The organism is Streptococcus sp. A34 (assembly GCF_043674115.1).
Taxonomy (GTDB): domain Bacteria; phylum Bacillota; class Bacilli; order Lactobacillales; family Streptococcaceae; genus Streptococcus; species Streptococcus suis_V.
Genome location: NZ_JBIMJM010000003.1, coordinates 41233 through 65623 on the forward strand (window position 1 = coordinate 41233; position 24391 = coordinate 65623).

A 24391-nucleotide genomic window follows, 5' to 3' on the forward strand; every position below is an offset into this window, starting at 1 on the left:
GATTTTGTGTCTAACTTTTGGGGTGCAGTTCACTTATCTATTCTCTTTTGCTTAAAAGCAGTCATACTGAATTTGGTATTAGCTTAAAATATTCCCTTGCTTACGCTTGATTAACTAGCACAACGGGTATATATACTCTATTTTGCATACTTATTGATTGGACAAGTCAATTGTTTTTGAGCAAGGCTAGTCCCCCTTAAAAAAGAAAAAGAAAACGAACAAATCATCGGCTCTTGTAATTCCAGATGTTTGTCCGTTTCTGATACTAATTCTTAAGCAAAATCCATTCCGCTTTATTCAGCTTTTTTGCGACCAATCCAGAAACTAAAGCCTAGGGAGGCAAGTAAGAATCCTAAAAGACTTAGATTGTTTCTCTCCCCTGTTTCAGGTAAACGATTGGAAGTTGACATGTTTGAATTGCTACTTGTCAAGGTGGCACTTAACTGGCCTGCCTGCTTCTTAGATACAGCTACCAACGGTAACACAGCTGGCTTGGTCTCCGTATTTTTCTGCCGTTGCTGTAACAATGAGACGGCTGGCATTGCCGGAGTATAAACTTCACTTCTTGTTACTGTTAGAGGCAAGGTACCACTTGGAATAAAATGAGTAACCCCCTTGCCTTTTGCAGTCACCAACGGTTCTAAAATGCCTTCCGGTAATTCATGACGAACTCCACCTCCATTTGCCGTTTCAAGTGGTGGAAGAATACCGACTGGCAATTCATGACGAACTCCACCTCCATTTGCTGTTTCAAGAGGTGGGAGAATTCCGACCGGCAATTCATGAGTAACTCCCTTGCCTTTGGCAGTAACCAACGGTTCTAAAACACCTGCTGGCAATTCATGACGAACTCCACCTCCATTTGACGTTTCAAGAGGTGGGAGAATTCCGACTGGCAATTCATGGGTAACTCCCTTGCCTTTTGCAGTAACCAACGGTTCTAAAACACCTTCTGGCAAGCTATGTTTGACAACTTCTCCATTTTTTATTGTGAGAATATGAAGGGGAACTACAAGCTCTTCATGGCTGAGGTCATCATAGACCACACGAACAGTCATGGAGTGGTCGCCACTAGACTGTGGAAGTGGAGTGACTACTACAACATCAAATTGACCTACTTCTGCTGGTAGACTGATTTGCTTCACAATTTCATCTGTTGTTTCCTCACTATTGCTTGCCGGTAGGACACGGGCTTCCCCATTAACGTGTGGCTGGTAGCGATCCGCTTTAGGAAGAACTCCTGCTGGCAAGCTGTGTTTGACAACTTCTCCATTTTCTATTGTGAGAATATGAAGAGGTATTACAAGCTCTTCTACGCTGCGATCATCATAGACCACACGAATAGTCATAGAGTGGTCGCCACTAGACTGTGGAATTGGAGTGACTACTATAACATCAAATCGACCTACTTCAGCTGGTAGACTGATTTGCTTCAAAATTTCAGCTGTTGTTTCCTCACTACTGCTTGCCGGTAGGACACGGGCTTCTCCATTAACGTGAGGCTGGTAGCGACTTGCTTTTGATAGAACCAAGACTACTGGAATCTCAATCGTTTTACTACTAGTGATAGCTGTCAACGCTGTTCTGTCAAAGTTTGGATCCAACTGATAGGTTCCCTCTGTCGCACTAGGCAACTCGTTCTCCACACCAGTAATGGACTGCCCATTATCAACTTGCACCTGCTTCTCTTTTACCAACTTACCTGACTGTGTGAAGTGCAAAGTTACTGTATGAGTTTGAACAGGCTGTTTTAGCTCTACCAAGCGATAAACAATTTCATCTTTAACCAGGCCAAAACGATTATAGCCTTTCTCCAAGGTAATACGAGCTGTAGGAGATAACAGTCCCTCAACCCTTACATATTCCTTGTCTATATTCTTGGTCAGATCTTGTTCAAAGCCTCTGACAAGAACTTGAACATTATCTTGAATATCTCCTGTTACCTGCAAGCTAGAGCTAACTGGGATAATCAGTTTTCCATCTCCAATCAGTTCACCGACTTCAAGATTCTGATTCATAGCCAGATTGAGAAGGCTATCTGTTCCCAACTCAAGTCGTGTGGTGATGCTAGAAACCTTATCAGACAGGGTAATATCTGCACGTTCACTCAGAGTCAATTCCTGAACATCCACTAATTCTACTCCAAATATACGAGCCGCCTTCAGAGTAACATGGTTGTCTGAACTATTTGTCGCCACAACCTTCTTGATATTGCTAGAACTACTCTCCAAGGTAACCCGATCAATAGTTGGAGATCCATCTACACCACCTAAGTCAATCCCTTGATCAACCATGGCAAATTCTGAGTCTATGATAATCTCAACCGGAATCAAACTAGTCCCTTGGGCATGGCCCGCAAAAATTTTCTGGAAGCGAGTGTCTGAGGAACCACCAATAATCGAGATCCGAGAATGGCTTCCTGAAGGGGTGTCAGTTGGAGAACCTGCAATCAAGGTAGGACGAAGATCGACTTGGGCCTGACTGATGGTCGTTGACACGTTATTAAAGGTCAGATGGTTACCATCCGCATAAATCTTCGGTTGCTGACCACCATCAGGGATCATCTCGAGCTTGAGATTACTTAGGGTCACATCTTTTGTCGTTAGCAAATTAAGACCACGAAGATTTAATTTATACCCACGACCATCAATTGTCACCGCCTTATCAATGACAAAATTCGTTGAAAAATTTTGTCCATCACGATGGATGATATCACTAACCAATTTAATAGTATCACCATCTTTAGCTTGGGAAATAGCATAGGACAAACTTTGATATGGATGAGTTTCTGTTCCCTGTCCCTCTTTAGATGTTTCAGCACCTTTGGTGACATAGAGCTCACGCGCCTTCGGTTGACTGTAAATACTTGTACGGAAGTCATCTGTATCCTTCAAATAAGCCTGGAAGATGCTCTTTTTCAATTCTTGAACAGCTGAAACTCTAGTTGACAAGGCTACCCTGTTGGTTGCATTACGTTTCATCTGTTGCAAATCTTTGACAATGGCCGCATCCATCAAACTCTGAATAGCAGCGAAATCGCTGGCTACACTAGTGGATTTTAGCTCAGTAACCTTGGCGATGCGACGGTCAAACATAGCCTTCTTAAAGGTTGCTAGGTCTCCTCCATATTCTGGCATAATGGCATTCAAAGCTGCCTGATCATTGGCATATTGGCCAGAAACATAGGCTACCATTCCTTTTTCATAACTATATTCTCCCAGAATATCATAGGCATTTCTTCTAAAGCTAATGTCACCTACTGTTCCTGCATTGTTTTGCAGACCTGCATAGATAGGCTCAAAGAGAGGAATGGTGTAGTAAGAATTGGTCCGAGCTGTTCCTGTGGTATTGAGACCGTCAAACTTGTAGCGACCTGAAATCAATTGCTTATCTACAAAATCATGGACAGATTGCAAACCTGCTGCTAAATCTCTCGAAATTGGTTGAGCTTGATCTGTCTGACCACCATTAGCACTTGCGACAAGGCTCAGCTGATTAAGTAGGACTGCCCTATCTTCAGGTATCTGACCCAAGATAGACTGAGCTTCTGCGTAGTCTAAAGTGTACAAGACGTCCAAAATACCCTGCATATAGGTCTTAAGGTCATCACTTGTTTGGAAACGGTCTGGACTAGCATTTTGTGTCCGATTGTCCCCCATACGATAGGCTGTATTGATAATAAAGCTTGGGTCTTGATAGGGTGTTTTAGCAACATCCATAGACTCAAACATTCCTCTGGCAAAAACTTCTTGTAACTGGCCAGATCGTCTATCATAGCCATTTAACCAAACGTTCTTATCCAGCATATGGGTCAATTCATGGGTATAAACAGACTGACCAGCCTCAGACAGGGATTTTTTCAAGAAGAGGTTTATGGAAGTATTTCCATTGGCCTGACCATCAGCTTGTAAAAAGTTGGCATAAAGGTTGAGCGGTCTGATAAATTTCTCGACCCCTTCTAAAACTCCTGAACTATATTTTGGTGAATAAAGTTCTTGAACGCGCTGAGTAGCTGTCCCTAGTTTCTGCGGACTATCAACCACAATAATGGCTTCATGATTGGCTAGAATATCCCTGTTCTGACTGATGCGATGCCAGAATTTCAAAAAGCTTTCCTGGTCATCAGCATAGGATTGTAAGTTAGCTTTAAATGTTGCCAAACCGGTCTGGTCACCTGGTCGGACATAGGATTCCGTTAAACCGTAGTTGACTGTGTTTGAAGTGCTAATGACATATACGAGATCACTAGGTAGGGTCAGGAGAGGAATGAAATGGTTGTTCAGACGTGCATTGCTCTTTAATTTCTGATAGAGCGAGGAATTTCCATAAGGAGATTGGGACTCTGCCAGATGAGCCTTGCTAGTCTCCTTAAACCATTGCTCCCCTGTTTTGCCTGGCTCAAAAAGGCTAACGCCCTTCTCCACAAAGGAGAAAATATCAGCTCGATTTGTAATTGGAGCTAGTTTGGCTTGGTAAGTAGTCGCTGACTGTCCTAAGCCCAAATCACGATAGGTCAAGGTATTCAAGATAGTAAGAGTTCCAAGGGGACTCCCGCCACCACCAAAAACCTGAGGGTGATACAAGATCAGATCCTGAGCCTGATGGGGACCAAATTCAAAGGAATATTGACGATCCAGATAGGAAAGACCTGCTAAAATCTTCTCCTTATTACGACGGATATCCTCTACATTGACCTGACTTGATTTCTCAAAAATACCTGTCAGAGTCGTTTCAATCTTAGCTTTTACTCGCTCAAAACTCTCTCTCATATCCAGCATATCCATATAGGCTATCTGCTTGAGAGACTGTAGCTGGTCAGCTGACAGAGCATTTCCCCCATTTTCCTTCCGAATGGCTGTCTCTAGAGCAGTTTTTTCAAGAAAACTTTCCTGATGAGATAAGTGTGGATAGAGCGATTCGTAGGTCACAGCCGCAAAGTCATCTTTCAGCGAAGCGACCTGTTGAGCAACTATTTCACTGGTCTGGCTTGTAATTGGCTGAGTCGTCGCAGGGACTATCTGACTACTACCATCCGAATAAACCACTTGAAACTGCTGAACTGTTTTTCCATTGACAGAGGTCATAAGCTCCCCTTGGTCATCTAGTGGCAATTTAGCAACTTCATTGGCAGCTACACTACGAGCCATGGGCACTGAACGAAGGACAGGTTGAACTACTCGTTCTTCTGCTGCTTGGGCAGTCTGAGCAGATTCTACTGCTGCTGTTTCTGCTACCAGATCTGTTGTAGCTGGCTCTACTGGGGTTTCAACAACTGTTTGAGGACTTTTTGTCCCTACACTAGGTTCACTTGCATTCTCTTCCGACAGGGATTGAACTGAGTTTGACTTTTCTTGATTGAGTGTTGTTGGTTGATTTTCTTGGATAACTGGGGTCTGTGAGACGATTGAATCAGTTTGAGTAGGTTGTACTACTGGAGACAAAGTCTCTGTGAGAACTGGTTCTGTCAACTGAGTTCCCACCATCTCTGAAACCTGATTACTTGTTTGCTCATGACCTGGCTCATCTGTTACTGCCTGACTCATTTGCTGGCTACTAACAGGAGTTTGGCTTACCTCTTGGGCAGCCGCAACCTGCCCTCCAGCAACACTAAAGCTAATTGCTAAGGCAACAGATACGACACCGATGGAAAACTTACGGATTCCAAAATGGTGCTTTTTTTGTAAAAAATGTAAATTCATTAAAATATAGTCTCCTTTTTGAGCCAAATAAAAAATCCACTATAATTATATAAGTAAAAAGTATGAAATGCAAAGAATACGCCGTCAATTTTATCGCACAAAAAAAATTTCCCAACAATAGGCGTTAGGAAACTTATAAAAATAATTTTATTGTAGTAAACAGTTCGAACTTCATTCCCTCACCGTCTCCACCGTCCATTCTTTCCAACCTCGGAAGCGGATTGCCCCTTGCTGATTGGTGCGATACCAAACAAATTTTAAGTGAATTAAAATGGTTCTAGTGAAAATTTTTGTTTTTTCACTGTCCACTATAAGGGGAGTATATCACCTTGATATGCATAGGGTTGGGGAGGTTTTTGTCGTTTCAAACTGCCAAAGATGGGATTATACCATAGATTCCACATGTAGCGGGAAAGCAACCTTGGAACCAAGGCATAAAAAGACCTTGTACTCTCTCAGTACAAAGTCCTACTAACTATAATTCAAAATCACTCTTCAGCTTGTCTATCATCTGCCGCAGCAAATCTTGATTGACACTGTATTTGACATCGCTATTTTTTGTATTGAAGAGAAGCAAGTCACCGTTGATCAGCTTTTGAGTGTGGAAGGATACGGCTGCTCCTGTGATATTGAGCCGCTCTGCGATATCCTTGCTCTTGGCATGGGGCTTGGTCAGTTCCACTAAAACTTGGTAGCGCGTGCTATCGCTGATGACTTTAAGAGCCGTTGTCAAATCATCCAGATCCAGCTCGTCATTTGACAGCATCATCTGATCAATTCGACAGGATGCTAAAAGAGCGACTTTCATATGGTCAAATTCTTCATTGCCATAATAAGCAAACCAATAATTCCACGGACTGAGAACGAAGAATTGGGCAGTTTCTACACCCAAGCTATCCAAGCTGGTCATGGCTAACTGCTTGGATTCTCTGTAGAGTTGTTCAATGTCAAAGTCTCTAGCAAAGGCTTCCCGCTCTGCTCTTGCCCCTTCAAAGTAAGGCTGATAGATTGGGAGCATCTTATCCAAGAGATGGACAGACCGCTCAACTGTTTCTAAAGGATTGCGGATAGCCAGTGACCAGTACCACTTATCTGCCGGCTTTTTATCTGTCTTTTCCAAGAGTTCCATGAGACTGAGGGTCTTCTCACGGTGACCATCATTTTCAGACGCCAACATGGTTCGCATGGCATCTTCTACTTCTGCTTGAGACAGCTTTAAAATCAATTGACAAGCTTCCTCAACTGTCTTTGGATCCTGCCCATCATTCAAGATATAGAAATAAAGACTATGCAAAATGTTAAAAATATGTCCCCAGACAAAGACTTGATTGACTTCCTGACGAAAATCTGCCAACTTTTCTTCAATCTCATCACGAATGTCCAAGGCATCTTTGAGAATGTCTTTTTCTTTCTGTGAAAAATCCGCCTCAATCGGTTCCTCACGTTCCGTAACAATTAAAGGAATAAAGAATTTTTCGACAATCTCGCTTCTATAATCTCGGTAATCTAATTTCATACGCATACTTTCTAAGCTTTAACAACTACTTCATTTTTGGCCTACGCCCCACAAGAATAGTATAGCTTACTAGTCCCACAGAAAGCAAGAGGAAGATGAGGGAAATGCTTGTAACAGATAAGATTGTTACCATAAGGGCGACCAAGGCTTGACCTGAAACCATGCCAATATTAAATATGGTCCCCATTCCTGCATTAATGGTCGCCAATTTATCCTCTGGTAGTTCATTCATTATCAGGGCATACAATTTTGGATTGATAATGCCAGTCGTCATGGTAGTGACTAAGATAGTCGCCATCACAATATAAATATTATGAAAATAAAAACCAACAAACAGGATAACCGACAAAACTGAACAACACTTGAGCAGATTGGGCAAGCTGATATGTTTGAAGAAAGCCATGCCGAGACTTGAACCAAGAATATAGCCAACTGAGAAGAGATTAAAGACCAAGGCAAGAGTTATGCCAGAATTGACAATCACGAATTCTGAAAACTCCTTCATAGCCAGGATAACCAAGGGAGATACGGCACTGCCAACCGTATTGATACCTGCAATAGTCAAAATCGAAGCCTTTAGTACAGGGATGTTTTGAATGGCTTGATAAGATTCTTTAAGGCTCTGACCAATTCCCTTGACAAGTCCTGCTTCTGTTTCGGTTTGTTCAGCCTCTTGGATAGGATTTTCTTTCAACAACTTGGTAAAAGCTGGACGCAAACCTGCCATAATCGCAAGGCTGACCAAGAAGGTCCCAGCATTGAAAAAGGCAAGATTCTGGTAAGACATAAAGCCGATGAGAATAGCACCGCTGGATCGAAAGACAATCATCAAGATGCCGCCCACGGTATTCTTAAAAGCCATGGCTGTTTCACGGTCTTCTGCCTCCAAGACCCGCAGGCTAAGTGGCATATAAAGACCATTTTCGTATTGCCCAGCCAAGTCAGATAGGAAATTGACCACACAAACGACCGCTACAATCCACAGAGCTGGTGTAAATCCCATTAGTAAACCAACGAGGGCATACAGGCCGACACGTACGACCAAGGTAGCCAGAATGGTATCCAATTTATTTTTTGTCCGATCAGCCCAGATTCCCATAAAAAGGCCCGACAAGATTGGCAGGGTTTCGGAAGCAGTAATCATAGCTAGGGCAAACTTAGTATCTGGCAGAAATAAGACATAGTTCATCAAAGCTAGGTAGTAAAGCGTGTCTCCAAAGTTGGAAATTACATCCGCTAGGTAGCTTGATAAGAACAATTTATTGCTGAGTATCTTTTTCAAAGTAATTCTCCTTCTAATAGTCAGAATTTTCTTTCTAAGCACTAGCTACAATCTTTTCAGGATTATTTCCTGTAAAAATGCTATAACCCAAGAGCCCTACAGAAAGCAAGAGGAAGATGAGGGAAATGCTTGTAACAGATAAGATTGTTACCATAAGGGCAACCAAAGCTTGACCAGCAACCATACCGATTTGACAGAAAGAATCAATCCCACCACCGACAGTTGCCAATTTATCCTCCGGCAATTCATTCATAACAAGAGCACTCATTTTTGGATTGAAAATTCCCAATGTCACTGCCGTTACGAAGATCACTGCCAGTACCACATAGATATTGTGAAGGAAGAAACCTGAGAAAAGTAAAACAGGCATCAATGTAGAGAATTTGAGGAGATTGATCAAGCTAACATTTTTGAGCAAAGCCATACCGATACTTGACCCCAGGATACTACCAACTGAGAAGAGAATGGAAATCAAAGCCACTGTTGTCCCCGCATTGACAATCATAAAGTCTGAGAACTCCTTCATATTGAGAATAACTAATGGCGAAAGTGCAGTGAAAATGGCATTCAAGCAAGCAATGGTAATAATTGACGCTTTGAGAACTGGAATATTCTGAACAGCTTGGTAGGATTCTTTGAGACTGTTGCGCATGCCCTTGATAATGCCTGCTTCAGTTTCCACTTGCTCAGCTTGCTGGATAGGATTTTCCTTCAGTAGCTTGGCAAGAGCTGGACGGAGGGTTGCCATGATGGCAAGACTGACCAAGAAGGTCCCTGCATTGAAGAAAGCGAGATTCTGGTAAGACATGAATCCGATCAGGATAGCACCGCTGGCTTGGAAGGCAATTTGCAAAAGTGATCTCACCGTCATCTTGAAAGCCATAGCTGTTTCACGGTCTTCCGCTGCCACAACCCGCAAGCTGACTGGCATATAGAGACCGTTTTCGTATTGACCAGCCAGGTCTGATAGAAAGTTAATGACACAGACCACCGCCACAACCCAGAGGGCTGGGGCAAATCCCATCAAGAAGCCAACCAAGGCATAGAGACCAACACGAACCAATAGGGTCACTAGGATGGTATCCAATTTATTTTTAGTCTTGTCCGCCCAGATTCCCATAAAGAGACTAGCCAAAATCGGCAAGGTTTCAGATGCGGTAATCATAGCCAAGGCAAACTTGGTATCTGGTAGAAGCAAGACATAGTTCATCAAAGCCAGATAGTAAAGCGTATCGCCAAAGTTAGATATCAAATCCGCTACAAAGCTGGATAGAAATAATTTATTGTTGACTAGTTTTTTCATAAACATCTCCTTAAACAGATATTAAACATTTGTTTAATATTATTTTACACTTTATTTTAATAAAGTCAATACTTAATTTTGTAAAAATTAAATATTTTTTAAATACTTATTTAATTTTTCTTCTATCTGACTTATTCTTGACAAGATTAGCACAGTTTGTTATAGTATTGTTCGGGCACCTCTTTTGAGAGGTCGGAGAAAAAGCTCCCTAGTTTTAGGGAGCTATTTTTGTTTTTCCCGAAGTTTAATACATAATCGGAGGACTTATTGGATGAAAAAAATTGCATTTGATTCAACTAAATACTTGAATTTGCAACGTGACCACATTTTAGAGCGTATTGCCCAATTTGAAGGCAAGCTTTATATGGAATTTGGTGGAAAAATGTTGGAAGATTTCCACGCAGCCCGTGTTTTACCTGGCTATGAACCAGATAATAAAATCAAGCTCCTCCAAGAGTTAAAAGACCAAGTAGAAATTGTCATCGCTATTAACGCTAGCAATATCGAACATTCCAAGGCACGTGGCGACCTAGGCATTTCTTACGACCAAGAAGTCTTCCGCTTGATTGACACATTTAATGATATTGATATTTATGTTGGTTCTGTGGTCATTACCCAGTACCGCAATCAACCAGCCGCAGACGCCTTCCGCAAACAGTTGGAAAAACATGGTATCAAGTCCTATCTCCACTACCCAATCAAGGGCTATCCTTCAGATATTGACCATATCATTTCACCAGAAGGTATGGGTAAAAATGACTACATCAAAACCAGTCGCAATCTCGTCGTTGTCACCGCACCTGGACCTGGTTCAGGTAAATTAGCGACCTGTATCTCCCAACTTTACCACGACCAACTGCATGGCGTAACATCAGGCTATGCTAAGTTTGAAACCTTCCCAGTTTGGAACTTGCCACTCCACCATCCCGTTAACTTGGCCTATGAAGCAGCGACTGCTGACCTGGACGACCTCAACATGATTGACCCCTTCCACCTGCAAACCTACGGCAAAACTGCGGTCAACTACAACCGTGACATCGAGGTCTTCCCTGTTCTCAACCGTACCTTTGAACGTATTTTGAACAAATCACCATACGCCTCACCTACTGATATGGGGGTTAACATGGTCGGCTATTCTATCGTGGACGAAGAGGCTGCGATCGAAGCATCCAAGCAAGAAATCATCCGCCGCTACTACCAAACCTTGGTTGATTTCAAAGCGGAGCGGGTTAGTGAACAAGCAGTCAAAAAGATTGAGCTCCTCATGAACGAGGTAGGTGTGACACCAGCAGATCGTAAGGTTGTTGTCGCTGCACGCGAAAAAGCAGAGCTGACAACTAGCCCTGCCCTAGCCATTCAGTTGCCAAATGGTGAGATGGTAACAGGTAAGACATCTGACCTCCTCAAGCCAACTGCAACTGTCCTTCTCAATGCCATCAAGCAAATTGCTAAAATCGATGACGAAACCCTTCTCATCGAACCAAACTACATCCGTCCAATTCAAGAATTGAAGGCAGATTATCTGGATAAAAATAATACTCGTTTGGATGCCAGCGAAATCCTTAACGCCCTTGCTATCACCGCACAAGACAGCCCTCTTGCTGCACGTGCCATGAAAGAATTGGGACAATTAAACGGTAGCGAAGCCCACTCAACCGTTATCCTATCTGACGAAGACAAGAGTGTTCTCCGTAAACTAGGTATCAATTTAACCTTTGATCCTATCTATCAGCACAATAAGTTTTATCAGAAAAACTAAAGACAAAAATAGACTTGCCTCGGCAAGTCTATTTTTGTTATAGAAAAAACAAGAATAATTCTACCCTTGTTTTCTCATCTTATCTATTAGTTGAAATCAACATACTCTTTTTGAAGTTCAAGAACTTCTTCTGCCGTAGCACATTCTGTCAAGGCACGGTGAGCATATTCTTCCATCTTAGCTGTGTCAAGTCTCTTCATGAGGCTACGCGTACGAAGGACTGATGTCGCACTCATAGAGAACTCATCCAAGCCCATTCCGACAAGAAGTGGAACAGCTTGTTGGTCACCAGCCATCTCACCACACATACCAGCCCATTTGCCTTCTGCGTGTGCAGCCTTGATAACGTTGTTGATCAAGCGAAGGATAGATGGGTTGTAAGGTTGGTAGAGGTATGAAACTTGTTCGTTCATACGGTCTGCTGCCATTGTGTACTGGATAAGGTCGTTTGTACCAATTGAGAAGAAGTCAACTTCTTTAGCAAATTGGTCAGCAATCATTGCTGCTGCAGGGATTTCAATCATGATACCCACTTGGATATCATCTGCAACTGCTACACCTTCAGCCAAGAGTTTCGCTTTTTCTTCTTCAAGGATTGCTTTTGCTGCACGGAATTCTGTCAACAAGGCAACCATCGGAAACATGATACGGAGTTTACCATGAACTGATGAACGAAGAAGGGCACGCAACTGCGTACGGAACATTTGGTTACCAGTTTCAGAGATAGAGATACGAAGGGCACGGAAACCAAGGAACGGGTTCATTTCATGTGGAAGGTCGAAGTAAGGAAGTTCCTTATCACCACCGATATCCATTGTACGAACTACGACTGGTTTGCCGTTCATGCCTTCAAGAACAGCCTTGTAAGCCTCGTATTGCTCATCTTCCGTTGGGAAGTCTTGTGAATCCATGTACAAGAACTCTGTACGGTAAAGACCAACAGCTTCTGCACCGTTATCATTTACACCTTCAACATCTTTAGGTGTACCAATGTTAGCTGCCAATTCAAAGTGTTTGCCGTCAGCTGTCACTGTTTGAGCATCTTTCAAGAGTGCCCACTCAGCCTTTTGTTTAGCATAGGCTTCGCCAGCTGCCTTAAATTCTGCAATCACTTCTTCAGATGGGTTGATAACAACTTCACCAGTGATACCGTTAACAGCGAGGACATCACCATCTTTCACGATTTCAGTAATATTATTTGTACCCAATACAGCTGCAATTTCGAGTGTACGAGCCATGATAGCTGAGTGACTTGTACGTCCACCGATGTTTGTTACAAAAGCTTTAACAAATTGCTTATTCAATTGAGCCGTATCAGAAGGTGTCAAGTCATGAGCAATCACGATAGACTCTTCATCAATTGTTGCTGGGTTTGGCAAACGAACACCAAGCAAGTGAGCTAGGACACGTTTAGCAACGTCGCGGATATCTGCTGCACGCTCTTGCATGTATGGGTTATCTTCCATACCTTCAAAGATAGCGATGAACATATCCGTTACTTCTTTCAAACCTGTTTCAGCATTTGTTTTCTTAGCACGGATTGTTTCCTTAATCTGACCAATCATTTCTGGGTCAGCAAGTACCATCAAGTGTGCATCAAATACGGCTGCGGCTTCTTCACCTAGGCTAGCTACTGCATTCTCACGAATAACAGAAAGCTCGTTTTGAGACGCTTCAAGAGCTGCATCCAAACGAGCTTCTTCTGCATTTGTATCTTCAACTGTAACAGTTTCAAAAGATAAATCGGGTTGAACCAGTAGATATGCCTTAGCAACGGCAACACCGTCAGATGCTGCAATTCCTTTAAGCATTTCTGTCATGTTCTTATGCCAATCCTTCTTTTTCCATTGTTTCTGTGATTGCTGCGATTGCGTCGTCAGCATCTGCACCTTCAGCAGAGATTGTTACGTCAGCACCTTGGCCAACACCAAGAGACATAACACCCATGATGGACTTAAGGTTTACAGATTTTTCTTTGTAATTCAAAGTGATGTCTGAAGCGAATTTGCTAGCAGTTTGAACGAGCAAAGTTGCTGGACGTGCGTGGATACCTGTTTCTGCCACGATGTGGAAGTCTTTTGAAGCCATATTTGGATTCTCCTTTTTGTTTTACAAAATTTGGGCTATTATGATAACCCTTACAAGGAGGATTATACCACTTTTTGAAATCATTTTCAAGATTTTTTTGCATTTCTTTCATTTTTCTAAGAAAAAGACCTGCCTGGTCGCAAGGCCTTTCTATCTTAAAAATATTGAATAAGAGCCGTAACAAATTGACTAGTAGATAGGGGTTCTACTCCCAAATCCTTTGCAAAGTCAACAGTTACCTGTTTATTTTCAAAAGCTTTTTCGAGTCCAGAAACAATAATCTCTGCTGCTTCTTTCCAATTCATATAATCCAACATCATACAAGCAGACAATAGAACGGAACTTGGATTAGCCTTGTTTTGGCCAGCAATATCTGGCGCTGTTCCATGAGTAGCTTCAAAAATGGCATGTCCTGTTTGGTAATTGATATTTGCACCTGGTGAGATGCCGATTCCACCAACCTGGGCCGCTAGAGCATCTGAAGCGTAGTCTCCGTTGAGATTGGTGAGGGCCACCACATCGAACTTTTCTGGAGCAAGTAAGATTTGCTGAAGGAAATTGTCCGCAATAATATCATTGACAACCAAGTCACCTGACACAAGTTGCTCTGCATATTCTTCCTGGGCCAATTCATAGCCCCATTTACGGAAACCACCTTCCGTGAACTTTTGAATGTTGCCCTTGTGGACCAGGGTTACATTTTTTAGGCCATTTTCCAAGGCGTAATCAATAGCAGAGCGAACCAAGCGCTTGCTGCCTTCCTCAGAAATCGGCTTGATACCGATACTCGATGTCTCAGGGAAACGAATTTTACTAACTCCCATCTGGTCCTTCAAGAAAGCAAGCACCTGTGCTACTTCAGCAGTTCCAGCATCCCATTCGATACCTGCATAAATATCTTCTGTATTTTCACGGAAAATCGTAATATTGGTCTTTTCAGGCTCTTTGAGCGGGCTAGGTACACCCTTGAAATAGCGTACCGGACGTACACAGGCGAAAAGGTCCAACTCCTGGCGCAGGGCGACATTGAGCGAGCGATGTCCCTTACCGACTGGCGTTCCCAAGGGCCCCTTGATAGCCAAGAGGTGGTCCTTAATGGTGGCTAAGGTCTCGTCTGGTAAGGAAGTTCCTGTTGTTTCATAGGCCTTTTCACCGGCCAATACTTCCTTCCAGACAATCTGACGCTGGCCATTATAAGCCTTTTCAACTGCCGCATCAATCGCAGACTGAGCCGCTGACCAAATATCCTTACCGACACCATCCCCCTCGATATAGGGAATAACGGGTTGGTCAGGAACCAGCAACTTTCCATTTTCAAATCTAATTTTTTCTGCCATACTTATCTCTTTCCGATTGGGATATAGGTCAAATTCCGTCCACCTAGATAGGACGAACGAGGACGGATGAGCTTATTGTTCTTGCGTTGTTCCTGTACATGGGCAATCCAGCCGGCCATACGACTCATGGCAAAAATCAAGGTGAAAATATCACTGTCAATGCCCAAAACATGGTATACCGTCGCCGAATAGAAATCCACGTTCGGAATCAATCCTTTTTTGTGCTTGATAAAGTCCTCTACTTCTTCGGACAAGCGATAGAAGGCCTCATCATCCGTTCCCATTGTCAAATCACGCGCCATTTCCTTCAAATATTCTTGACGAGGATCCACCGTTTGATAAACCCGGTGACCAAAGCCCATAATTTTTTCTTTTGAGTCCAATTTTTGCTGCAAGTAACCTTCTGTATCACCAGATTCACGGATTGCCAGCAACATATCGAAAACCCGCTCATTAGCTCCGCCATGTAGAGAACCCTTGAGCGTTCCAATAGCTGTCGTCACGCAAGAATAAATATCTGTCAGGGTGGAGGCGGTCACGCGCGCCGCAAAGGTCGAGGCGTTGAGTTCATGGTCAGCATGGAGGACCAGTGCCTTGCTAAAGGCCTTGACTTGCAAATCTGTCGGCTCCTTCCCATTGAGCATATAGAGGAAATTAGCCGCAAAGCCCAGATCCTCACGAGGCTCAATCGGCACCAAGCCCTTCCGCAGACGAGCAAAGGTTGCAATGATTGTCGGAACCTTAGCCATAATCTGAATCGACTGGTCATAGAGGGCCTCCAGCGAACTTTCCTCAGCCCGAACATTGTAAACACCTAAGAGTGACACCGTTGACCGCAAGACACTCATCGGGTGCAGGTGTCTGCGTGACTGGATGAGAATGCACTGCTCCACCGCATCAGAAATGGCATACTCAGCCCGCAAGGCTTTTTCAAAATAATTAAGCTCAATCTGCGTCGGGAGGTGCAAGTTCCAAAGCAGGTAAATGACCTCTTCAAAAGACGCATTATTGTCCATTAACTCTGAAATATCATAACCAGCATAGGAAAGGCGGTCATTTTCAATCGCACTAATGCGCGTATCGCAGGCAATGGCATCTTTCAATCCATTTGTTTCTGTCATAGTTGACCTCCTAGTTTCTTTCTCACCACCATTGGCAAAATGCCTCCGTGACGGTAATAACGAATATCAGCCTCCGCATCAAAGCGAGCCAGAGCCTGAAATTCCTTGGTTTCATTTTCCGAAATAGCCCGAACAGCTACCATCTGACCGACCGTCACATCCTCCGGCAAATCGATAGAGTAGGTTTCCAAACCAGTCAAGCCCAGACTGTCTGCTGTCTGCCCCTCAAGGAATTGCAAGGGTAGGACACCCATCATGACTAGATTAGAGCGGTGAATGCGTTCAAAGGATTCTGCCAATACAGCCTTGACACCCAAAAGATTGGCCCCCTTGGCTGCCCAGTCACGACTAGAACCCATCCCATAGTCCTTACCAGCAATTACCAGGCTACCAATTCCAGCCTCCTGATACTTCATAGCAACATCATAAATCGGCAGAATTTCGCCATCATACTTGGTAAAACCACCAATTTTTCCATCTGCCAACTCATTTTTAATCCGGATATTGGCAAATGTTCCTCGCATCATGACCTGGTGGTTCCCACGGCGACTACCATAGGAGTTGAAGTCAAAGTATGAAATCCCATTATCCTCTAGGTAGCGAGCAGCGGGACTGAGTCGCGCAATGTTCCCCGCTGGTGAAATGTGGTCGGTAGTGACAGAGTCTCCAAATTTGGCCAGGACTGCTAGATTGTCCAAAGGCTTGATAGATAAATCTGCCTGCATATTATCAAAATATGGTGGGTTTTGGATGTAGGTTGACTTGTCATTCCAGGCATAATTTTTATCCGACGTCGTTTCAATGGCATTCCAAGCTTGACTATCTGTAAAGACCTGTTGGTATTCTTCCTTATAAAGGTCACGGGTCACATACTGCTCGATATAGGCATCTACTTCCTCACGACTTGGCATGATGTCTGAGAGATAGACAGGTTGACCATTCTGGTCTTGACCAAGCGGCTCCGTCGTCAAGTCAACATTCATGTTTCCTGCAATGGCATAGGCCACTACAAGGGGCGGACTTGCAAGGAAATTAGCTTTGACGAGCGGATTGATACGGCCCTCAAAGTTGCGGTTTCCAGATAAGACTGCCGAAACCAGCAAATCTTCTTCCTTAATGGCTTCTGCAACTTCTACTGGCAAATCACCGGAATTCCCGATACAAGTGGTACAACCATAGCCGACCAAGTTAAATCCAAGCGCATCCAGATAGGTTTGGAGGCCTGAATTTTTCAAGTAACCTGTAACAACTTTTGAACCAGGTGCCAGAGAAGTCTTGACCGTTTTATTGACTGTCAGGCCTTTTTCAACCGCATTCTTAGCCAGTAATCCTGCCGCTAAAAGTACGTAGGGGTTAGATGTATTTGTACAAGAGGTAATAGCTGCAATGGCTACATGACCTGTCTGAATCGTCTCATCTCCATCCGCATAATGCACCGTCGCTGTCTTATCTAGCTCTGCCTTGTCCAAACCAAAACCACGAACACCAACTTCACGAGTGATGCTGGCAGCAAATTCCTCCTTGGCATCGGTCAATTCAATCAAATCTTGTGGCCGTTTTGGTCCAGAAATAGACGGCACCACCGTTGACAAATCCAACTCCAAAACCTTGGTGTAGGTTGGGAAATTGACCTCATCGTAGAACAGATGATTGACCTTGGCATAAGCCTCCGTCAAGGCGATATGGTCCTCTGAACGGTTGGTCAGGCGCATGTAGTTCAAGGTCTCAGCATCGATCGGGAAGTAACCACAAGTCGCGCCATACTCAGGTGCCATGTTGGAAACCGTCGCCCGGTCAGCCAGTGCCAATGAAGACAGACCCGGTCCAAAAAATTCAACAAACTTGCCGACAACATTTTCCTGGCGGAGCAATTGTGTCACCCGTAGAGCCAAATCTGTCGCTGTCGCAACCTTGGGCAGACTGCCTGTCAAATGAACACCAATCACTTCTGGAATTGGGAAATAAGACGCCTCTCCCAACATAGCTGCCTCGGCCTCAATACCTCCGACACCCCAGCCCAGAACACCGATACCGTTGATCATGGTCGTATGGCTGTCCGTACCGAACATAGAATCTGGATAAAGTAGGCCATCCTGCTCGATGACAACATCACTGAGGAACTCAATATTGACCTGGTGGATAATCCCTGTTGCAGGTGGCACAGCCCGATAATTCTCAAAAGAGTTTTCCGCCCATTTTAAGAATTCATAACGCTCGTTATTGCGCTCAAATTCTAGCTCAATATTTTTTTCCAGAGCCTGGTCCGTACCGAAGTAATCGACCTGCACAGAGTGGTCAACCACCAAATCAACTGGAATTTCGGGGTTAATCAAATCAGGACTGCCACCCGCCTTAACCACCGCATCACGCATGGATGCAAGGTCAACCACAACTGGAACCCCTGTAAAATCCTGCAAAATAACACGACTAGGCTTAAAAGGAACCTCACCCTGTGGAGCTGCAGCCTGGTAGGTCACCAAATCTTTAATGTGACTTTTGGTCACATCTACACCATCTTCCTTACGAAGTAAGCTTTCTAACAGAATACGAATCGTATAAGGGAGTGCCTGAATATTCACACCATGTTCTTGGGCAACCTCTCCCAAATCATAGTAAGAGAATAATTGTTGTTTGTGTTCAAAATTCGATTTGTTCTTTTGAGTCATGTCTGCTACCTCTATGTATTCATTATGTATATTATACTGGAAGTTGCTTTTTTTATTCAAACACAACTTAACCATGAATGTCATATTTTGTGACATATGGTGATTTCGCATAGAAAACAGCTCTACTACGGCTTAAACAAAGCTTGTAGACCTCATTTTCAGAAAACACTACATGTAGTATTTTCTTGTTCGTTATTCGTCTATATTTTGTGATTTGTTTAAGCTAACCCCTTGACTTTAACCCCAAAATCTTGTATTCTAGATTGGTAAATTTGAAGGGAATTATGCAATTTCCTTGTAAACAAAGGAGAAATCGAATGGTTACTATCTATTCAAAAAATGATTGTGTACAGTGCAAGATGTCTAAGAAATTCCTAGACCAACACGGTGTGGAATACAAGGAAATCAACCTGGATGAGCAGCCAGAATTTATTGACCACGTCAAAGGACTTGGTTTCTCAGCAGCGCCAGTGATCGAAACCGAAAACGACGTTTTCTCTGGTTTCCAACCTGCAAAATTAAAAGCCTTAGTATAAGAACCCTGTTATAGAAAGAGATTGCGACTATGAGTTTGAAAGATTTGGGCGATGTGTCCTACTTCCGTTTAAATAACGAAATCAACCGTCCTGTCAATGGACAAATCCCCCTCCACAAGGATCAGGAGGCCCTTAAAGCCTTTTTCAAGGAAAACGTTATCCCTAACAGCAAGCAATTCGATAGTATTTTGGATAAAATCAACTATCTTGTCGAGGAAAATTATTTAGAAAAAGAATTTTTGGAGCAGTACAGCCCAGAATTTCTCATTAAAATTGACCAATTTTTGAAAGACCAGAACTTCCAATTTAAGTCTTTCATGGCAGCCTACAAGTTTTATAACCAGTACGCCCTCAAGACAAACGACGGTGCTTACTATCTGGAAAGCATGGAGGACCGCGTCCTCTTCAACGCCCTCTATTTTGCGGAAGGTGACGAAGAATTGGCCTTGGATTTGGCAAACGAGATGATCCACCTGCGTTACCAGCCTGCAACTCCTTCCTTCCTCAATGCTGGTCGTGCTCGCCGTGGTGAATTGGTATCCTGTTTCTTGCTTCAAGTAACAGACGACATGAACTCTATCGGTCGGTCTATCAACTCTGCTCTGCAATTATCCCGTATCGGTGGCGGTGTCGGTATCTCCCTCAGCAACCTGCGTGAGGCTGGCGCTCCTATCAAGGGATATGAAGGAGCTGCATCTGGTGTCGTTCCAGTTATGAAACTTTTTGAAGATAGTTTCTCTTATTCCAACCAGCTTGGTCAGCGTCAAGGTGCCGGTGTGGTTTACTTGGATGTTTTTCACCCAGATATTATCGCTTTCCTTTCGACTAAGAAGGAAAATGCGGATGAGAAAGTTCGTGTAAAAACCCTTTCTCTCGGTATCACTGTTCCTGATAAGTTCTACGAATTGGCTCGTAAAAATGAGGACATGTACCTCTTCAGCCCTTACTCTGTTGAGCTAGAATACGGCGTGCCATTCAGCTATTTGGACATTACAGCTAAATATGACGAGTTGGTGGCCAACCCTCGCATTCGTAAGACAAAAATCAAGGCCCGTGATTTGGAGACAGAAATTTCAAAACTCCAACAAGAATCAGGCTATCCGTATGTCATCAACATTGACACGGCCAACCGCAGCAATCCAGTTGACGGTAAAATCATCATGTCCAACCTTTGCTCAGAAATCCTGCAAATCCAGACACCAAGCGTCATCAACGATTCGCAAGAATATTTGACAATGGGTACTGACGTTTCATGTAACTTGGGTTCAACCAACATTGTTAACCTCATGAAATCACCTGACTTTGGTCGTTCTGTTCGTGCTATGACACGCGCCTTGACCTATGTTACTGACCATTCGCACATTTCTGCTGTGCCTTCGATTGAGGCAGGTAATGAGCGTGCACATTCGATTGGTTTGGGTGCCATGGGACTTCATTCTTACTTGGCGCAAAACTTGGTGGACTACGGTTCAAAAACAGCCGTTGAATTTACCAATATCTACTTCATGCTCCTCAACTACTGGACTTTGGTAGAATCAAACAACATTGCACGCGAACGCAAGGCGACTTTTGATAACTTTGAAAACTCAAAATACGCAGACGGCACTTATTTCGATAAGTATGTGACAGGCGACTACCAACCACAATCTGACCGTGTTAAAGAATTGTTCCAAGGTATTTTCATTCCAAGCGGACAAGATTGGGCTGACCTGCGTGATAAGGTGATGGCAGACGGTCTTTACCACCAAAACCGCTTGGCAGTTGCACCAAACGGCTCTATTTCCTATATCAATGATGTCTCTGCTTCCATCCACCCAATTACTCAACGGATTGAAGAACGTCAAGAGAAGAAAATCGGTAAAATCTATTATCCAGCAGCAGGCTTGGCAACGGAAACTATTCCGTTCTACAAATCAGCCTACGACATGGATATGCGCAAGGTGATTGATGTCTACGCTGCTGCTACTGAGCACGTCGACCAAGGTTTGTCACTGACCCTCTTCCTCCGCAGCGAATTGCCAAAAGAGCTTTACGAGTGGAAAAATGAGAACAAGCAGACAACCCGTGACCTCTCTATCCTGCGCAACTACGCCTTCAACAAAGGCATCAAGTCTATCTACTACATCCGCACCTTCACCGACGACGGAGAAGAAATCGGATCAAACCAATGTGAAAGTTGTGTAATTTAACGTGGCAAGTGTTGTTGAAACTAACGTTTCTAACAACACTACGGAAAGTTCTATGGAACATTTCCTAGCCACCTTACTAACTTCCACAAAATAGTTAACTAACGTCCTTTGGGCGTTTTTTAACAGAAATATGATACAATAGTTTCAACACTTTATGATAAGGAAAGAGATGAACATGTCACAAACCTACTACAAAGCCATAAACTGGAATGCCATTGAAGATGTCATTGACAAATCGACCTGGGAAAAATTGACCGAGCAATTTTGGCTCGACACGCGTATCCCTCTGTCCAATGACTTGGATGACTGGCGCAAATTGACTGCCGAAGAGAAAGACCTGGTTGGCAAGGTCTTTGGTGGTCTGACACTCTTGGATACCCTTCAATCTGAAACAGGTGTTCAAGCCCTCCGCCAAGATGTGCGGACACCACACGAAGAGGCTGTTTACAACAACATCCAATTCATGGAGTCTGTTCACGCCAAGTCCTACTCTTCTATCTTCTCCACTCTTAACACCAAGTCTGAGATTGAAGAAATTTTCGAGTGGACCAACAGCAATGAATACCTGCAACGCAAGGCTAAAATCATCAACGAAATTTATGAAAATGGCACAGCGCTCGAGAAGAAAGTAGCCAGCGTATTTTTAGAGACTTTCCTTTTCTATTCTGGTTTCTTCACTCCGCTCTACTATCTTGGAAATAACAAGCTGGCCAACGTTGCAGAAATCATCAAACTGATTATCCGTGACGAATCAGTCCACGGTACCTATATCGGCTACAAATTCCAGCTCGGTTTCAATGAATTGACCGAAGAGGAGCAAGATAAGCTCCGCGACTGGATGTACGACCTGCTCTATCAGCTTTATGAAAATGAAGAAGGCTACACTCGCTCGCTCTATGATAGCGTTGGTTGGACTGAGGAAGTTTTGACCTTCCTACGCTACAATGCCAATAAAGCCCTCATGAACATGGGACAGGACCCACTCTTCCCAGATTCAGCGGATGATGTCAATCCAATCATCATGAACGGTATTTCGACCGGTACATCCAACCACGACTTCTTCTCTCAAGTTGGTAACGGCTACCTGCTTGGTGAAGTAGAGGCCATGCAGGATGATGATTACCTTTATGGTTTGTAAAATAGATAAATAAAAAAGCAGTCTACCACTGCTTTTTTTCTATACCCCAACCAATATCATGCCGTAGGCAATCAGGTTGTTGACAAAATGGAGCGCCATTGAATAGCGGATATCTCGTTTGAGCAAGAAAATCCATCCCAGATTGACTCCCATTGTAAAGTAAATCAAGAACTGCGGAATGGTTGCTGGTCCGTGTGGTAGGCTGAACAAAAGCCCTGACACAACCAAGTAAATCCCCACTGTTTTCATGCTCTGCATTTTCGGAAAGAAATAGGTGGCCAGAAAACCACGGAAAATCAATTCTTCCAGGATAGGGGCAAATACCACTACGGAGAAAAAGGCAAGAATGGGGTAAGCAGAAACAAACTGCACCACTATCATCTGGTTTTGGCTTTCCTCTACAGGAATGAGAAACTGAATGACAAAATAGACCAGGTAGACCAGAATCGGCCAGTGTAGCTTGTGGAACCAGCTGCTTTCGACGGTGTAGGCAATGGTCTTGCGTGGATAGACGACCTTCCAGAGGACCACAGCGAGGATTGTGGTCAGCACGATGCCGATAATGCCGCTAATCCAGACTGCTTGTTCCACAATTGGAGCTGGTAGCTCTGCTGCTAGTTGGTCCTTGAAGATGCCCAGCGAGATAAAGCTGCTGGTGACCTGGCTTGCTAGGAAATAAAGCACTATTAAGCCTAAGTGTTTGATAAATTTTAACATAGATAACCCCTAATCTACTTTTCTAAATTCAGCAATAGCATCTAGTCTGACCAAGCGAGTCGTGGTCTTACCGGCCTTGCCTGTCTGACTGAGCTTGACCCAATCCTCATCGCATGCCTCAATCGTAAAATCCTGTCCAATCCCATCTTCAAAGACTACATGAACTGTAGCACCAACCAATTCTTCCACCATTTTTGACATGACATTTCCTCCATTTATTTGTTTTTTGAGTTTCTTGATCTGTTTGGCCAATTTCTTGACTTTTCCATCGTAGGAAAAATAGGATACAAACAGGAAACCAACCGCTGCAAGGGCAATATACTCCATACTTTCACCTCCGACTTATCCTAATGAACCATTCATGAGCATTTGCATCAAAAGCATGAGCAAAAATCCGATGATATTGTTGATGAAATGCACCAGCATGCTGTACTCCAAGCGTTTGCCTAGGCGGTAAATGAGACCTAGCACCAGCCCCATGCCCCCATACATAATCCAAGAACCAAGCCCTGTCGGAGCGTGCATGAGACCAAAGAGTAGGCTGGATAAGATGAGACCGAAGATAGATTCCTTGCCAAAGATTTTACCCATGATAAAGCCTCGGAAGACGATTTCCTCGACAATAGGAGCAAAAATAGATGTCAATAAAAACAAGATAATCGGAGGAAATCCCATATCTTCAATGGCTTGCTGATTGACTGTGTTGAGCCCTTCACCCGACAATTGCATGACAATGCCTGCTATGATTTTAACAGCAAAAACTGCAATAAATCCAAGGCCTACATAGGCCAACATCTTGAGAAAACCGTCCTGCCAAAATTTCGAAAGTAACTTCGCTTTACCTGCTAAGAAGATTTCCAAACCTGTCACTACCAGCAAGGCAGCGCTTGCCCAGACTAGATTGAGCCCTTGGTAATTGTCCAACCGAACTAAAACAAAGGTCGCTCCGATATTTAATGCAAAAGCCAAGAGAAACCATAAAATATAGGGCCAATTTTTCACCATATTCCATTCTTTAATTTTCATCGCAATCTCCTTTA

16 protein-coding genes are annotated in these 24391 nt (G+C 43.5%); 4 read left to right on the forward strand and 12 right to left on the reverse strand.

Annotated features, from left to right (window positions below; all coding sequences use genetic code 11):
- Positions 1–293: 293 nt before the first annotated feature.
- From ACHBGV_RS01560 to ACHBGV_RS01575, 4 genes are all read right to left on the reverse strand, one after another.
- Positions 294–5699, reverse strand: coding sequence for a ZmpA/ZmpB/ZmpC family metallo-endopeptidase (locus ACHBGV_RS01560; RefSeq protein ID WP_394735509.1), 5406 nt, complete (start codon positions 5697–5699; stop codon positions 294–296).
- Positions 5700–6174: 475 nt separating this feature from the next.
- Positions 6175–7215 (reverse strand): ArsR family transcriptional regulator, encoded by a 1041-nt coding sequence (locus tag ACHBGV_RS01565; protein WP_394735510.1) that lies wholly within the window; start codon positions 7213–7215, stop codon positions 6175–6177.
- A 25-nt stretch (positions 7216–7240) separates the two neighbouring features.
- A complete protein-coding gene (locus ACHBGV_RS01570) occupies positions 7241–8497 on the reverse strand; it encodes an MFS transporter (protein WP_394735511.1) in 1257 nt (418 codons plus the stop codon).
- Positions 8498–8531: 34 nt separating this feature from the next.
- Entirely contained in the window at positions 8532–9800 is a 1269-nt protein-coding gene (locus ACHBGV_RS01575) for an MFS transporter (protein WP_394735512.1), read from the reverse strand.
- A gap of 271 nt (positions 9801–10071) precedes the next feature.
- On the opposite strand from ACHBGV_RS01575, the gene ACHBGV_RS01580 reads away from it, so the two are divergent.
- Positions 10072–11559, forward strand: coding sequence for a DUF1846 domain-containing protein (locus tag ACHBGV_RS01580; RefSeq protein WP_394735513.1), 1488 nt, complete (start codon positions 10072–10074; stop codon positions 11557–11559).
- A gap of 86 nt (positions 11560–11645) precedes the next feature.
- Here the strand turns inward: ACHBGV_RS01580 and ptsP are convergent, their stop codons facing one another.
- The 5 genes from ptsP to acnA form a co-directional block, all read right to left on the reverse strand.
- Entirely contained in the window at positions 11646–13379 is a 1734-nt protein-coding gene (ptsP, locus tag ACHBGV_RS01585; RefSeq protein ID WP_394735514.1) for a phosphoenolpyruvate--protein phosphotransferase, read from the reverse strand.
- A 4-nt stretch (positions 13380–13383) separates the two neighbouring features.
- A complete protein-coding gene (locus ACHBGV_RS01590) occupies positions 13384–13647 on the reverse strand; it encodes a phosphocarrier protein HPr (protein WP_002936050.1) in 264 nt (87 codons plus the stop codon).
- Positions 13648–13802: 155 nt separating this feature from the next.
- Positions 13803–14984, reverse strand: coding sequence for an NADP-dependent isocitrate dehydrogenase (gene icd, locus ACHBGV_RS01595; protein ID WP_394735515.1), 1182 nt, complete (start codon positions 14982–14984; stop codon positions 13803–13805).
- A gap of 2 nt (positions 14985–14986) precedes the next feature.
- Positions 14987–16105: a citrate synthase gene (locus ACHBGV_RS01600; RefSeq protein ID WP_105160054.1), complete on the reverse strand. Its 1119-nt coding sequence runs from the start codon at positions 16103–16105 to the stop codon at positions 14987–14989.
- A complete protein-coding gene (gene acnA, locus ACHBGV_RS01605; protein WP_394735516.1) occupies positions 16102–18867 on the reverse strand; it encodes an aconitate hydratase AcnA in 2766 nt (921 codons plus the stop codon). Before acnA ends, ACHBGV_RS01600 begins: the two co-directional genes overlap by 4 nt.
- Positions 18868–19088: 221 nt before the next feature.
- Here acnA and nrdH point away from each other — a divergent pair, with 221 nt between their 5' ends.
- The 3 genes from nrdH (at position 19089) to nrdF (ending at position 22634) form a co-directional block, all read left to right on the forward strand.
- Positions 19089–19307, forward strand: coding sequence for a glutaredoxin-like protein NrdH (gene nrdH / locus ACHBGV_RS01610; protein ID WP_105101028.1), 219 nt, complete (start codon positions 19089–19091; stop codon positions 19305–19307).
- Between the two features lie 29 nt (positions 19308–19336).
- Positions 19337–21496 (forward strand): class 1b ribonucleoside-diphosphate reductase subunit alpha, encoded by a 2160-nt coding sequence (gene nrdE, locus ACHBGV_RS01615; protein WP_105110321.1) that lies wholly within the window; start codon positions 19337–19339, stop codon positions 21494–21496.
- A 175-nt stretch (positions 21497–21671) separates the two neighbouring features.
- Positions 21672–22634: a class 1b ribonucleoside-diphosphate reductase subunit beta gene (nrdF, locus tag ACHBGV_RS01620; RefSeq protein ID WP_125265516.1), complete on the forward strand. Its 963-nt coding sequence runs from the start codon at positions 21672–21674 to the stop codon at positions 22632–22634.
- A 39-nt stretch (positions 22635–22673) separates the two neighbouring features.
- On the opposite strand, the gene ACHBGV_RS01625 is transcribed toward nrdF, so the two are convergent.
- Genes ACHBGV_RS01625 through ACHBGV_RS01635 form a run of 3 tightly spaced genes read right to left on the reverse strand, consistent with a single transcriptional unit; the run spans position 22674 to position 24377 of the window.
- Positions 22674–23351, reverse strand: a complete 678-nt coding sequence (locus ACHBGV_RS01625) for a CPBP family intramembrane glutamic endopeptidase (RefSeq protein WP_105111442.1) — start codon at positions 23349–23351, stop codon at positions 22674–22676.
- 9 nt (positions 23352–23360) lie between these two features.
- Entirely contained in the window at positions 23361–23678 is a 318-nt protein-coding gene (locus ACHBGV_RS01630) for a hypothetical protein (RefSeq protein ID WP_125265518.1), read from the reverse strand.
- A 15-nt stretch (positions 23679–23693) separates the two neighbouring features.
- Complete coding sequence (locus tag ACHBGV_RS01635; protein WP_161943061.1) at positions 23694–24377, reverse strand: CPBP family intramembrane glutamic endopeptidase; 684 nt, start codon at positions 24375–24377, stop codon at positions 23694–23696.
- Positions 24378–24391 lie beyond the last annotated feature (14 nt).